Source organism: Nonomuraea sp. NPDC059007, assembly GCF_042740555.1.
Classification (GTDB): domain Bacteria; phylum Actinomycetota; class Actinomycetes; order Streptosporangiales; family Streptosporangiaceae; genus Nonomuraea.
In genome coordinates, this window is sequence record NZ_JBHYJD010000002.1 from 118670 (window position 1) to 131512 (window position 12843).

Sequence of the window (12843 nt, forward strand, 5' to 3'; positions counted from 1 at the left end):
CGCGTTCCGCGTCTCGCGTTCCGCGTCTCGCGTTCCGCGTCTCGCGTTCCGCGTCTCGCGTTCCGCGTCTCGCGTTCCGCGTCTCGCGTTCCGCGTCTCGCGTTCCGCGTCTGTGAGTTCTCGCCTGCCAGGGTGTGTGCCGTCGTGGTCTGTGCGGGGCGGAGCGGGGTGTGTCGGGTTTGTAGGGCTGGATGGGTGCGAGGTGGGGTATGGGCTGCTTGTGCTTTATGTCTTTGGGTTTGAACAGACCGGTGTCGTGCTGAGCGACCTCTACTTCATCGACCCGAAACCCGCCAAAGGTCAAGAAGGCCCCGAGCATGGCGTCCGTCTGGAGGTCAGGGAACTCGAACGGGGCGCGCTCAAAGGGACGATCTACTCGGCCCAGCCCATCGCCGTAGGCCGGCCCATCTGGCGGGTGGATCTGCTGGAGTCGGTGGATGGTACGCCGGGCAGCTTCGACCGGACCCACCACCATCCGGAGTTCACCGGATGGGATCCGAGCTCACGCGTCTTCGACCGGGCGCTCACCGCCGACCCGTTGGGTTGGCTGAGCGACCGGCTCACCGAGGCCGCCGGGCCGCTGGCCGTGCTCGACGAGGCGGATCGGGGCGCGCTTCGCCGGGCCGTACCGGAAATCGTGGAGGCGGCGGGGCGGCTGCTCGACGGCGTGCGCGCAGGCACGCTTGGCACCGCCCCCTCCTCCGGCGCGCCTCTGGCGGACGCGCGGGCCGGTTGGCTGTAGCTCAGAGCTTGACGAGCTTGGCGTACGGCACCGTGATGCGAAGGGTCTCCGTGCCGAAATCAACGACAACGGCGACATCCTTCTCCACCCGGATGACCGAGCCCAACCCGTATTTGTCATGGCTGACCAGGTCCTGCACCTCGAAGTCGGGCATCGGAGGCGCAGGGGCCTGAGGGACGTTGAAGGGACTTCCTGGCAGGGGACGCCGGACCGCGGCTGTTCTGGGTTTCATTACGGTAAGTATGAGCCCATTTGACACGCGGCGGGGGTTTTCTGGATATCAATCCGTACTCGGCGCCGCTCACCGGCCCGTTTTCCTCGCCCAGCACCCGGCTGCGGCCACAAAAGATCTACGCGGCCGGGACCGTAACCGGCCAGGTCAGGGGCGGGACGAACACGAGCATACGGCAGACACCCCCGCCGGATACCTCAGAACGCTTCCACCACTCCGGCCTCATCCGAAAGGTGTGCTCCGCACAACGGACAAGAGCCGGCACTCTACGCGGTACGCCGCCGGTGGAGCAGGGCCTCGACCATCGAGGTGAGCAGGAATCCCATCGCGACCAGGGCCAGGCCGTGCTCGACCCATTGGGCGGCCGGCCCCCACTTCAGAGACTCGGCCAGCAAACTCTGCGGCACCCCGGTGGCCAGGCCGATCACGTGGGTGAGGACCACCCAGCCCGCGACGACGCTCATCGCCCACAATGCCCACTGGGGGTATCGGTCGACGGACAGGGAGTTGCCGAGTCGGATCGCCGCCAGAGCGCGGTTAATGGCCATATGAGCCACTATGGCACTTCGCGGTTTGCCCTGACGCCGGTGTCAACGTTCTAGCCTCCAGGACCATGAAGTTCGGCATCAGCTACAGCACGCCCTACTACGGCGTCGACCCCCAGAAGATCGTGGCCTTCGCCCAGCTCGCGGAGGAATGCGGCTTCGAGTCGATCTACCTGCCCGAGCACATCGTCCTGTACCCGGGGGCCAAGGTGGGGACGTTCGAGATACCACCGGCGCTGCCGTACCTGGACCCGCTCGACTGCCTGTCCTTCATCGCCGCCGCCACCGAGCGCATCCTGCTCGGGACCGGGGTACTGCTGCTGCCGTACCACCACCCGGTGATCCTCGCCAAGCGCCTGGCCACGGTCGACGTCCTGTCCGGCGGCCGCATGCGCCTGCTCACCGTCGGCCTCGGCGCGCTGCCCGGCGAGGCGGAGGCGCTCGGCGTCGACTTCGCCACCCGCGGCCGCCGCGCCGACGAGGCCATCGACGTCCTCCGCCTGCTGTGGGCAGGCGGCGAAGAGGGCGTCAGCCACTCCGGCGAGTTCTTCACCTTCACCGACCTGGTCAGCTTCCCCAAACCCCACCAGACCACCCGCCTGCCCATCCACGTAGGCGGTTCCAGCCGCCCCGCCGCCCGCCGCGCCGGCCGCCTCGGCGACGGCTACTTCCCCGGCGGCCGCCCGGACCCGGCACAGTGGGACCTCGTCCGCGCCACCGCCGCCGAGTCCGGCCGCGACCCCGGCACCCTGGAATACACCAGGACCGCCACCATCGACCTGACTCCCGAACGGCTGGCGGACCTGACCAGCGAAGGCGTCACCCGAGTCGTCGTCAGCACCTCGGCCACCTCGCTCGACCAGCAGCGAAAGGAGCTGACCGGCTTCTCCCGCCGCTTCAGCCTCTGACGGGTATGTTCTGGATCATGCTCATCGATCTCACGGACAGAACGGCCCTGGTCACCGGCTCCACTCAGGGCATCGGGGCGGCGATCGCGGCGGGCCTGGCGCGGGCCGGCGCCCGGGTCGGGGTCAACGGCCGGAGCCGGGAGTCGACCGCGGCGGCGGCGTCCCGGTTGAGCGCCGAGGTGCCGGGCGTCCAGATCGTCCCGGTCGCGGCGGATCTGGCGACCGAAGAGGGCGCCGCGGCGGCGGTGGAAGCACTGCCGGACGTCGACATCCTCGTCAACAACCTGGGGATCTTCGAATCGCGGCCCGCCCTGGAGATCGACGATGCCGAGTGGCGCCGGTACTTCGAGGTCAACGTCCTCGCCGGTGTACGGCTGACGCGCGCGTACCTGCCGGGCATGATGGAGCGCTCGTTCGGCCGGGTGCAGTTCATCGCCAGTGACTCAGCCGTCGCGATCCCCGCCGAGATGATCCACTACGGGATGAGCAAGACCGCGCTCCTGGCGATCTCCCGCGGCTTCGCCAAGGCCGCCGCCGGAACCGGCGTCACGGTCAACTCCGTGATCGCCGGCCCCACCCACACCGGCGGCGTCGAGGACTTCGTCTACCAGCTCGTCGGCCGCGACCTGCCCTGGGACGAGGCACAGCGCGCCTTCATGCGCGAACACCGCCCGCAGTCGCTTCTGCAACGCCTCATCGAGCCGGAGGAGATCGCCAACATGGTCGTCTACCTCAGCTCCGCGCAGGCCTCGGCGACCACCGGCGGCGCCCTCCGCGTCGACGGCGGTTACGTCGACGCGATTCTCCCCTGACGAAGAAGCGCGCCCGCTGGATACGTTCGCGTCCATGGACGACAGAACAAGATCACTGAGTACGGCTCTCGCGACGGCGCTCGACATGGCCGACCCCGGCACGGCGTACCGCGTGTGCGGCACGAGCGCCGCCCTCCTCCAAGGCGTCCCGCTCCCCGCCAGAGACGTCGACATACTGTTGGCCTGCCGAGAGGACCTGGACAGGTTCGCCGCGGCACTCTCGGTGTTCCCCTGCCTGTACGAAGCCTCATGGCTCCCCGAAACCGCGCAGTACTTCACCAGGTTCGACGTGAACGGCGTCGACCTGGAGCTCAGCACCGTCGAACGGCCGGCCGACTCGGACGCCCTGGAATGCGTGGGCAGCGGCCCATGGCAGCACCACGTCCTGATCACGTGCGGCTCTCACCAGGTGCCCGTCGTCCGCCTGGAACTCCGGCTGGCCACCGAATTTCTGCGCGACCGGCCCGACCGATACGACCCCCTCCTGGACCACCTGAGCACGCACGGTTTCGACGCCGACCTGCTGGGACGCGCGCTGGACGCCCACGCCATCCCCGCGCACCACCGCCGGCTCGTCGAGGCCCGCCTGCGGCTATGACACCAGCAGCGGGCGCACGTCCTCCGCCTCCGGCAGCGCGAGCCGGTCGAAGATCTTCAGCGCCTCGGTCAGGCAGGCTCGCGCCCGCCCCGGCTGCCCCCGTTCGCCGAGCGCCCGGCCGAGCACGGTGAGGGCCATCCCCTGCGCCCACTCGTCGTCCGCCTTCGTCAGCACCGCCAGCGCGTCCTCCGCATGCTCGATCGCACGCTCGGAACTACCGACCAGGAGGTAGGTCTCGGCCATCCGGAACAGCGTCGCTCCCTCCCACCCCAGCTTCTTCAGCTTGCGATGTTCGGTCAGGGCCGTCTCGAACTCGGCCAGCGCCTGCTCCGGATGTCCCGCTTGGTGCAGGACGATCCCCAGCTGGTACGCGGCCGACGCGTCCGGCCTGCCGTCACCCACCTCCAGCATGATCTTCTCGGCTTCCCTGCCGGCCTCGAGCGCCTCGTCCATCCGGCCAAGATCGGCCAGCACGCGTGCGAGGTTCCCGAGCGTGATCGCCAGGTTGGACGGGTCACCGACCGAGCGCCACACCTCGGCGGCCTGCCGGTACCAGTCCGCCGCCTCCTCCGATTCCCGCCGGCACATCGCACTGCGGGCCAGCAGGCTGAGCGAGTCGGCGTAGGTGTCCAGATCGCCGTGCTCCAGGCTGAGGTCGCGCGCGGCCAGGCCGTCCTGCGTGGCCGCGTCGAGTGCGCGCCTGCTCACCCAGGTGAACCCGCGCACACAACGGGCCCGCGCCTCCAGAACCCCGTCCGCGCGATCCGCCGCCGCGGTGACCAGCAGATCACACAGCCGCTCATAGCGGGCGGTGTCGGACTCATAGCCGATCACGTCGATGGTCATGTCGAGCAGGATGACGGCCTGGCGCAGTTCGCCGCCCGGGGTGCGCGCGGTCTGTTCGAGGCAGCTGAGCAGGCCTTGCTCCTCCTCGTCCGCCCAGTCGACGGCGGCGCCCTCGTCGTTGAAGCGCAGCCCCGCCGAGCGCGTGACGACCTTGTCCGGGCGCAGGTCGCCCAGGAACGTCAACCGGAGCGCCCCGGCCACCGTGGCCAGGTAGAAGTCCAGCATCCTGGCGAGCGCGGCCTGCCGTACCCCTGGATCGTCGGGGCGTGACCTGGCGTAGAGCTTGAGCAGGTCGTGGAAGCGGTAGCGGCCGGGCGAGGGCGACTCCAGCATGCTCAGGTTGACCAGCGCCTCGCACACCTCCTCGGCGTCCGGCTCCGGCAGGTCGAGCAGCGCCGCCGCGACCGGCAGCGAGAACATCGCGGCATCCGGTACGGCCAGCAGCCGGAACGCCCGAGCGTGCACCGCGTCGAGCTGGTCGTACCCCAGCGAGAACGTCGCCTCGATCGCCAGATCGCCCGCCCTCAGCTCGGCCATCCTGCGCCGCTCGTCCGACAGCCGGTCGCGCATCGTGGCCAGGCTCCAGCCCGGCCGGGCCGCCAGCCGGGCGGCGGCGATCCTGATCGCCAGCGGCAGGAATCCGCAGGCCGCGACCAGATCCATGGCGGCCCCGCGCTCGGCGGAGACCCGCTCCTGCCCGACGATCGTCGTGAACATCAGCAGCGCCTCGGCCGGCCCCAGGACCTCCAGATCCACCTGCCGCGCGCCGGACAGCCCGGTCAGCCGGGCCCTGCTCGTGACGATCACCCCGCACCCCGCCGAACCGGGCATCAGCGGTCGTACCTGACCGGCGCCGGAGGCGTTGTCGAGCACCACGAGCACCCGCCGGTCGGCGAGCGCGGTCCGGTACTCCGCCGCTCGCTCGGCCAGGTCCTCCGGCGGCTCCTCATGCCCGAGCGCGCGCAGGAACGCCCCGAGCACCACCCCGGGCTCGACCGGCCGCGCGCTCGATCCGCGCAGGTCGACGAACAACTGCCCGTCGGGATAGTGACCGGCAAGCCGATGAGCCGCGTGTACGGCCAGCGTCGTCTTGCCCACCCCGCCCGCCCCCGACACGGCCGAGATGACCAGGGCCGGCACCTCACCGGAACCCAGCGCGGCCACCACGCCCGCCACCTCGCGCTCCCGGCCGGTGAAGTCGGCCACGTCGGACGGCAACTGCCTGGGCACCTGCCGCTGCGGGACACGTTCGGCGGGGCGGCCGAGCGCCACGTCCGCGCTGATGATCTGCTGGTACAGCTCCGCGAGCTCCGGAGACGGGGCCACGCCCAGTTCCCGGTCCAGCAGCTCGCGGGTGTCGGTGTAGACGCCGATCGCCTCGGCCTGCCGTCCCGCGAGGTAGAGGGCCAGCATCAGCAGCGCGCGCATCCGCTCATTGGTCGGGTGGTCGGCGCAGAGCGCGGTGAGCTCGGGGACGATGTCCGCATGCCGGCCGTTTCTCAGGTCGGCGTCCAGGCGGCACTCGAGCGCGGCCAGCCGCCGCTCGTTCAGGCGAGCGCGCTGGGTCTCGGCGAAGAAGCCGTCCAGGCCGGCCAGCGGCTCTCCCTGCCAGAGGGCGAGCGCCTCGGTGTAGTGCCGCTCGCCGTACAGACGCTCGAATGCGACGACGTCGCGCTCACCGCCGAGCAGGACATAACCATGACCGACGGACGACAACACCTCCGCGCCGAGCACCCCGCGCAGCCGCGAGATGTAGGTCCGCAGCGTGCTGAGCGCCGTGCGCGGCTGCTCCTCACCCCAGATCGCGTCGATGAGCAGGTCCGGGCCGGTCGCCCTGCCCTCGGCCAGCAGCAGTACGGCCAGCACCGTCCGTTGCTGCGGCGAGCCGAGCTTCAGCTCCCTGTCACCGCGCCAGGCGCGCACCGGGCCGAGCAGCGAGAATCGCAGGTCGTCCGCCATCGTCTTCCTCCTGACCGGCCCTCCTGGGGGTGGCTTGAGTGGAGCCGTGGCCTCGATCGGGGCGCCCGCAATCGTAGAGGACGTTCCTTGTTCAGCGGCCGGCCGACGCCCACCAGGATGTTCACGTAGCTGCCGACGGCCCTGACCTGGTCATATCGTCCACCCCTGGCGCTGAGCTCCGAGCAGCTCTCGGATGAGGTCACGGGCGTTGGAGTCCCGTTCGGCGATCACCTGCAACGTGCCGGCGGCCCGCCCAACTCGCTCGACGATCGCCGCGATGACATCAACCGTCTCACCCTCCGGATCGATGAACGTCTCGAAGCCCGGTTCCGGCTGAAAACATCCCCACCAGTCCAGCAGAACACAAAGAGCGATCTGCCTCGGCGACCCGGGGCGCTCGGCGATGATCTCCAGTAGGACGTCGGTGCCCGCGACGGCGGCTGGATACAGCGTCCCAGCGTGATCGTTCCCGATCACTGATCGGATGCCGCCACCTTCCGCCATATCTCTGCGCAGGGCGGTGAAGGCTTCCGGGACGGCTTCAGGCCGGTACCACTCCGGCCCGGGGATCGCCGCCCAATCCACAGCCTCCGGGTTCACGAGGGGAGCGTACGCCCGACCATCGCCTCCGCAGGAGGCGTTAGGTTGAAGCGGCACAGATCGAATGCTCGGGTTGGGCACGGAGAAGGGGCGAAGGGTATGGCGGTTCGTCCGAAAGCCTGGAGTAAAGAGTCGCGCGGCGCCCTGCTCAAGCTGACTGCCTTCCTCGTGATGCTTTTCCTGGTGGAGCTGGTCGTCGACTACCTCACCGACGGGCCGGAAAGGTTCACCGCGTCGTACCTCACCGTGCGCCCTCTCACGCTCGCCTTCTTCTGGATGGTCGGGGCGGTGTTGATATGGCGATGGGGCTATATCCGCGCTCTCCGCCGGCAGAACGATCCGGACGACGTCAAGGAGTAAGGCGCCAGGCGGTCAGCACTGCGGGTATCGCGGGAACGCCGGGCGTGTGACACTCAGTGAGTCGACCGGCATGCGCGGGAGGGGCATTGAAAGGCGTGCACCCATTATCCGATCGGCAGGACAGTGTCGCGGCCATGCGCCTTCTCAAGGCCATCGCTGTCACTCACGTCTACAACCAGCGCGCGCAGGCTCTGAGCGTCGGTGTCTCGATCGCCGTGGCTGTCGCGGGCCTGGTGACCGGGCTGGGTTCAGGGTATGGCGCCGCGGTCGCTCTCATCGGCGCTCTCTGGGCCGCCGTTTACAAGGCGGTGATGGCCCCCTGGGCCGAGCGGTATTTGCGTATGGCCGCGACGCTCCAGGAAATGTTCGACGCTGACCTGCTCGGATTGCCGTGGAACCACGTCGCGGTCGGGCATCGCATCGGCGATGACGAGGTGAGCCGGCTCAGCCGGCGCTTCCGGGGTGACGAGCGTCGGCTGCGGGGCTACTACCTGGTGGCGAACGCGGCACCGCCGTACGACGTGCTCTTCTGTCTGGACCAGAACCTGGCTTGGGGCTCACGCATCCGGCTCCGTTTCGCCCAGATGATGCTCGGCGTGCTGGGGCTGTGGTCGATAGCGGGCGTCGTGTTCACGCTCGCCACCGGCGCGACGGTGAGCAGGCTGGTCACGGGATGGTTCGTGCCCTCGCTCGGCCTGCTGCTCTTATGTCTGGAGATGTATCGCACGCAGATGGCGAGCACCGCGGAACGGCTACGCGTACTGGGATTGGTGCGGGCGGCCATTGACGATCCGTCGTCACCGGTGATCGCCACCCCCGCCGCGCTGACGCTCTTCGTCCGCCAGGTGCAGGACACGCTGTATCACATGCGACGGCTCCAGCCACGCCTGCCGACGTGGTTCTTCCAGCGTTACCACGACCAGGACAAGGCCGATTTCCAGGTCAGAATGCAACTGCTGGAAGCGCGGTTTCCCCGCTCATGAACGCCTTGGAGCAGTTGACCCGCGTGTTCGACGACCAGGTGGTCGCGTCGGAGATCATCGAGTCGCTGTTCGGCGACGAGGTCGAGATCGATGCCAAGAGTGTCGCGCCTCTAGCACGCGGCTACACCGGGGCCCGGCTGGCGAAGGCGATGCTGACCAATCGAAGCGGGAAACCCGATCCTCGCTGGTGCGTGATCAAGTTCTGCCCGCCGGTGCCGGCGAACCATCGGCGGGAAGGCGAGCAGCACAGGCAAGCTCTGAACGAATCGCCCCGGGAGTTTCGCGAGCAGCACCTCACTGAGATCGCCTTTCCGGCCATTCGATGTCCCGGGGGCACTTTGGTGATCGGTCAGTCGATGGTCGACGGCGATCCGCTGGGAACGGTGGAGCTCAGCCAACTCGCGGGCGCCTGCGAAGTGGTCTGGAAGGAAATCCTTGAGAAGTGGGCCGGTTGTGATTACGGCAGCGAACACTCGACGGTGGCAGAGCTACTGCGGTGCGAATTGGGCAGTAGCTTCGAAACAGGCGGGTGGTTACGCGGCTGGGCGGAAAAGCACAACCTCCTCGAGCCCGCTTTCCTGCGACTGCCGGACGAGGAAGCGGCGCTACCGAACCCATGGCGGCTTTTCGCCGAGGACTCGCCTGCGGCCCAGGCGGGGATCCACTATCTGGTGGGCCGAACGCACGGTGACCTGCACGGGGACAACGTTCTCGTACCGGTGCGCAACAGGACCGTCTGTCCAGCCGACTTTCGGCTGATCGACCTGGCAACGTACGAATCGCGAGGACCACTGAGCCGGGATCTTGCCACCCTGCTGCTCTCGCTCTGCTCCCGCGAGATAGGTGCCTCCTCCGAGCACAGCCAGAACGTGTTCCTCGCCTACCTGGAGCTCGGCTATCGAGATGAACGCCTCGACGGCGGCATGCCGGGTGACGTGCGGAGCGTCATCGACGCGCTCCGCGAGCCGGCGCTCGGGTTCGTGCGCCGGAAGAGCTGGGACCCGGCGCTCTGGCAGCGGCAACTGCGGGTGTCTCTCCTCGCGCAGGCCATGCTGCACAGTGCCTACACCTCCGGTACACCGGCAGCCGCCCGCTGGTGCTCGAGGCTGGCGGGTCGGCTCACCCAATGTCTGCTCGGGCCAGTGGACGTTCGGATGGGCCCGACGATGCCCTTCGACGCCGGGAAGATCGTTGAGACCAGTCGCACGACGGCGACACGGACGATGAGCCGGTCGGCACAGAGCGGGTCGGTCTTCGTCGACCGAACAGGGCACCGCGGTCACCTGCGCGCGGCTCTGGAGGATCAGGTCACGTCCGTCATCGTGGTCACCGGCCCGCCCGGCATCGGCAAGACGGCGTTGGTACGCGAGGTGCTCGCCGACCTGGGCTGGAACGATCCGGATGTCGATACCTCGCCGGTGCGCTGGCACGAGGCCACACCGCACGAGGAAATCGGCGTACCAACCTTGATCGAGGCCATCGAGCCGCCCGGGTCGGGACAGGTGGCCGGCCCGTCCGCGCCGGCACGCCTGGAGATCGCCCTGGACGGTCTCGAGCAGGCCGGTGGCATCCGGCCGATCATCGTGCTGGACTCGGCGGAGAACCTCCTCAAGGAGGGGAACCTCCTGCGCGACCCACAGCTCGATCTGGCGCTGGACGTCGTGCAGAGCCGGCCGTACCCCCTGGTCAAAGTCGTTCTTCTGACGCAGCACCCGCCCGAGACGACGACGGGTGTGGCGTGGGCGGGAAGCGCGTGCCGGATCAGTCTCGAAGGACTGGAGCCGCCGTCCTTGGGCGAATATTTCGCCCAGCTCGATCCAGACCGCAGGTATGGCCTCGCAGAGCTGAGAGGAGCCGATCTGCGGCGGCTTCATGGCCTCTTGGCGGGAAATCCCCGGCGCGCCGAACTCCTCCATGCGTGCCTCAGCAGCGAGCCACCCGCCCTACAGGCCCATGAGGTTGAACCATGGCTGGAGGCGAGCGAGGTGCATCAGCGTCTGGTACGCACGTTCGTCGACCACCTGCCCGTCGAACAGCAGCGGGTGGCGGAGGCCGTCGCGGCGCTCGGCGTCCCGGTTCACCATGACACCGTCATCAATGTCCTCAAGCCGTACGTGTCGGCGACGCAGGTCGAGCCGGCCCTGCGCGCTCTCGTGGCGGCTCGCCTCGTCCTTGAGCGCAGGGATGGCCGCAGACATCTGCGAAAAGCCGAAACGGACGCGGTCCTCGGGCGTCTGGGCCAGGGCGATCGGTGTGCGGAAGAGGGAGAGCCGCCAACCCGATTTGACCTTTTGCTCCGGGCGGCCGAGGTGCTGGCGACCATGCAGAAGGACGACGAGGACGTGCACGGCATCGCCGACCTGGACATGCACTTCGCACGCGTCGACGTCTGGCTGCGGGCCGGGATGTACGGCGCGGCGCACGACTTGATCCACTCCATGGACCACCTGGTGTACCTCTGGGGCAGCGGCGCCGAACTGCGCACCCAACGGGAAGCCATCCGAGGCCGACTCCATGACGACCGGGAGGGCGAGATGATGAACCTCGCGGCCCTCGGCGACATCTACTCCTACAGCGGCGACCATCCCTCCGCCCTGATGGCGTACAAGAACGCGCTCTCCATTGCTCAAGAGGAACACGATCGCGAGGCGATACGCCGGTGCCACATAGGCATGGGCGCCATGTTCTGGGAACACGACGATCTCGCGAAGGCCGAGGAGCATTTCGGCTGGGCGTACGCTCTGGCGGGCGAGGACGAGGATGACGGCGGCGATCGCGCCGCCGCGCTGATGGGCCTGGCCGACTGCCGCCAGCGGCGTGGCGACTACCGACACGCTGTCGGAAATGCTCTCGAAGCCTTCGGCGCCGTACGGGAAACCGAACCTGGGCTGGCGTCGAGCGCCACGCTGCGCCTCGCTCGCTGGTACGCCGAGCTGAACCAGATCCCGGACGCCCAGCGGATGCTGGACGAGTGCGCGAATCTCATCCTGGCCGCCCCTGATCCCACGGCCCAGGCGGAACTGCTCACCTCGACCGCGGACCTCCATCTCTACCGGGACCTGCACAGCGAGGCGCGAACGACAGCGCAGCGGGCCGTCGATGTCGCGCGCGACCACCGGGATCCGATCAACCTGCGGCGGTCACTCACCACGCTGGCCCTCGCCCACGTGCACATGGGCGCTCTCCCGGAGGCTCGAAAGGCGATCGAAGAGGCGGCTCGATACCGAGTGGCCGGCCGGGAAACCGCGGAACTGGCGCTGCGGGGCATCATCGCGCACCGCTGCGACCTTCCAGGCACCGCGAGGGACCTTTTCCAGCAGCTCCGTGAGGAGACGGACAAGCGCACCGGGGCGGACCAGAATGATCTCGTAGCCTGGGACTTCACCGGGATCGCCCGGTGCTACTCAGTCCTTCTCGGCACCTCGGAAACAACGGTGGCGCTGGAGGCGTTCCGTCGCGCACGGCCAGAGTGGGCCGAGCCGACCCCGGGTCTGGACGTCCGTCTGAGGTTCATGGTGAAGGCGATGGCCGACGGCGCCTCCGAACTGGAGCCGGTGCTGAACGGGCTGGCCTGCATCCGCCCGGGCGCTACCGTCTAGGACTGAAGCCAGCCCTCCTCATGTGCCAGCAACATGGCCTCAAAGCGGGAATTGGCGCCTATCTGTTGATAAAGCGTCTTGAGCAGCCGGTACATCGCTCGCTCGGAGTAGCCGGCCTCCGTGGCGAGGCGCGCCACCGTCCACCCATCGGATAACCGTCGCAACCAGGCGATCTGCTCCTTCGAGAGAACCGAGCGACGGGGCGGCCGGCCACCCCGGCCGGCAACCAGAAGGTCGGCCACGTCGGCCGGCATGACCGCTTCGCCGTCGAGCGTCGCCGCCACCGCCCGTTGCAACGCCGGCACCGTCGCCGTGTGCGCCACCACCGACCGGGCACCTGCCCGTACGGCCCGCGCTCCCAGCGAAGAGGCCTCGCCGAAGGGCAGTGCGACGACGAGGGGCCGGGGCCGTACGCGGGACAAGGTGATCACCTGGTCAAGGTCCTCGGCGGAGCGCAGGGTCAGCAGAATCATCGCGCCCGGCCGTTCGCTGAGCCATGCCGCCGCATCGGGGGGCTCCTCGACGAGATATCCCTCGCTGGACAACGCCGCCACGACGCCATGACGGAACACGGGCACGGGGTCCACGACCGCAACGTGAACGGTCACCCGCACCTCCCTCTCACCTCCAATGGCAGCCGACAGCTTAGGGCTGGCAGG

12 protein-coding genes are annotated in these 12843 nt (G+C 68.8%); 7 read left to right on the forward strand and 5 right to left on the reverse strand.

Annotation, left to right across the window (positions count from 1 at the left end; genetic code table 11):
- The first annotated feature begins 256 nt into the window (after nucleotides 1-256).
- On the forward strand, nucleotides 257-742 hold the full coding sequence (locus ACFWY5_RS03200; RefSeq protein WP_379615108.1) for a hypothetical protein: 486 nt from the start codon (nucleotides 257-259) through the stop codon (nucleotides 740-742).
- Nucleotide 743: 1 nt separating this feature from the next.
- Here the strand turns inward: ACFWY5_RS03200 and ACFWY5_RS03205 are convergent, their stop codons facing one another.
- Complete coding sequence (locus ACFWY5_RS03205; RefSeq protein WP_246508322.1) at nucleotides 744-896, reverse strand: hypothetical protein; 153 nt, start codon at nucleotides 894-896, stop codon at nucleotides 744-746.
- Between the two features lie 344 nt (nucleotides 897-1240).
- Entirely contained in the window at nucleotides 1241-1522 is a 282-nt protein-coding gene (locus ACFWY5_RS03210; protein WP_379615106.1) for a hypothetical protein, read from the reverse strand.
- A 65-nt stretch (nucleotides 1523-1587) separates the two neighbouring features.
- Here ACFWY5_RS03210 and ACFWY5_RS03215 point away from each other — a divergent pair, with 65 nt between their 5' ends.
- The 3 genes from ACFWY5_RS03215 to ACFWY5_RS03225 are packed head-to-tail and all read left to right on the forward strand — an operon-like array spanning nucleotide 1588 to nucleotide 3837.
- On the forward strand, nucleotides 1588-2427 hold the full coding sequence (locus tag ACFWY5_RS03215) for an LLM class F420-dependent oxidoreductase (protein ID WP_379630418.1): 840 nt from the start codon (nucleotides 1588-1590) through the stop codon (nucleotides 2425-2427).
- Between the two features lie 17 nt (nucleotides 2428-2444).
- Nucleotides 2445-3239 (forward strand): SDR family NAD(P)-dependent oxidoreductase, encoded by a 795-nt coding sequence (locus tag ACFWY5_RS03220; protein WP_379630419.1) that lies wholly within the window; start codon nucleotides 2445-2447, stop codon nucleotides 3237-3239.
- Between the two features lie 34 nt (nucleotides 3240-3273).
- A complete protein-coding gene (locus ACFWY5_RS03225; protein WP_379630420.1) occupies nucleotides 3274-3837 on the forward strand; it encodes a hypothetical protein in 564 nt (187 codons plus the stop codon).
- Here ACFWY5_RS03225 and ACFWY5_RS03230 read toward each other — a convergent pair.
- Complete coding sequence (locus tag ACFWY5_RS03230; protein ID WP_379630421.1) at nucleotides 3832-6642, reverse strand: BTAD domain-containing putative transcriptional regulator; 2811 nt, start codon at nucleotides 6640-6642, stop codon at nucleotides 3832-3834. The two genes, ACFWY5_RS03225 and ACFWY5_RS03230, sit on opposite strands and share 6 nt — an antisense overlap.
- Nucleotides 6643-6792: 150 nt before the next feature.
- Complete coding sequence (locus tag ACFWY5_RS03235) at nucleotides 6793-7242, reverse strand: hypothetical protein (protein WP_379630422.1); 450 nt, start codon at nucleotides 7240-7242, stop codon at nucleotides 6793-6795.
- A 99-nt stretch (nucleotides 7243-7341) separates the two neighbouring features.
- Here ACFWY5_RS03235 and ACFWY5_RS03240 point away from each other — a divergent pair, with 99 nt between their 5' ends.
- From ACFWY5_RS03240 to ACFWY5_RS03250, 3 genes are all read left to right on the forward strand, one after another.
- Nucleotides 7342-7602 carry a hypothetical protein gene (locus ACFWY5_RS03240; protein ID WP_379630423.1) on the forward strand — a complete coding sequence of 87 codons (261 nt, stop codon included), beginning with the start codon at nucleotides 7342-7344 and terminating at the stop codon, nucleotides 7600-7602.
- Nucleotides 7603-7697: 95 nt separating this feature from the next.
- Nucleotides 7698-8585 carry an S-4TM family putative pore-forming effector gene (locus ACFWY5_RS03245; protein ID WP_379630595.1) on the forward strand — a complete coding sequence of 296 codons (888 nt, stop codon included), beginning with the start codon at nucleotides 7698-7700 and terminating at the stop codon, nucleotides 8583-8585.
- Nucleotides 8582-12184, forward strand: coding sequence for a tetratricopeptide repeat protein (locus tag ACFWY5_RS03250; RefSeq protein ID WP_379630424.1), 3603 nt, complete (start codon nucleotides 8582-8584; stop codon nucleotides 12182-12184). The genes ACFWY5_RS03245 and ACFWY5_RS03250 overlap by 4 nt, the downstream gene beginning before the upstream one ends.
- Here the strand turns inward: ACFWY5_RS03250 and ACFWY5_RS03255 are convergent.
- Nucleotides 12181-12792, reverse strand: a complete 612-nt coding sequence (locus ACFWY5_RS03255; protein ID WP_379630425.1) for a hypothetical protein — start codon at nucleotides 12790-12792, stop codon at nucleotides 12181-12183. The two genes, ACFWY5_RS03250 and ACFWY5_RS03255, sit on opposite strands and share 4 nt — an antisense overlap.
- Nucleotides 12793-12843: the final 51 nt, after the last annotated feature.

What these genes read in the sequence shown, in the direction of transcription:
- ACFWY5_RS03230 (WP_379630421.1), bottom strand. Translation starts at nt 6,642, where the DNA reads ATGGCGGACGACCTGCGATTCTCGCTGCTCGGCCCGGTGCGCGCCTGG.
- ACFWY5_RS03215 (WP_379630418.1), top strand. Translation starts at nt 1,588, where the DNA reads ATGAAGTTCGGCATCAGCTACAGCACGCCCTACTACGGCGTCGACCCC.
- ACFWY5_RS03250 (WP_379630424.1), top strand. Translation starts at nt 8,582, where the DNA reads ATGAACGCCTTGGAGCAGTTGACCCGCGTGTTCGACGACCAGGTGGTC.
- ACFWY5_RS03240 (WP_379630423.1), top strand. Translation starts at nt 7,342, where the DNA reads ATGGCGGTTCGTCCGAAAGCCTGGAGTAAAGAGTCGCGCGGCGCCCTG.
- ACFWY5_RS03220 (WP_379630419.1), top strand. Translation starts at nt 2,445, where the DNA reads ATGCTCATCGATCTCACGGACAGAACGGCCCTGGTCACCGGCTCCACT.
- ACFWY5_RS03210 (WP_379615106.1), bottom strand. Translation starts at nt 1,522, where the DNA reads ATGGCCATTAACCGCGCTCTGGCGGCGATCCGACTCGGCAACTCCCTG.
- ACFWY5_RS03205 (WP_246508322.1), bottom strand. Translation starts at nt 896, where the DNA reads ATGCCCGACTTCGAGGTGCAGGACCTGGTCAGCCATGACAAATACGGG.
- ACFWY5_RS03225 (WP_379630420.1), top strand. Translation starts at nt 3,274, where the DNA reads ATGGACGACAGAACAAGATCACTGAGTACGGCTCTCGCGACGGCGCTC.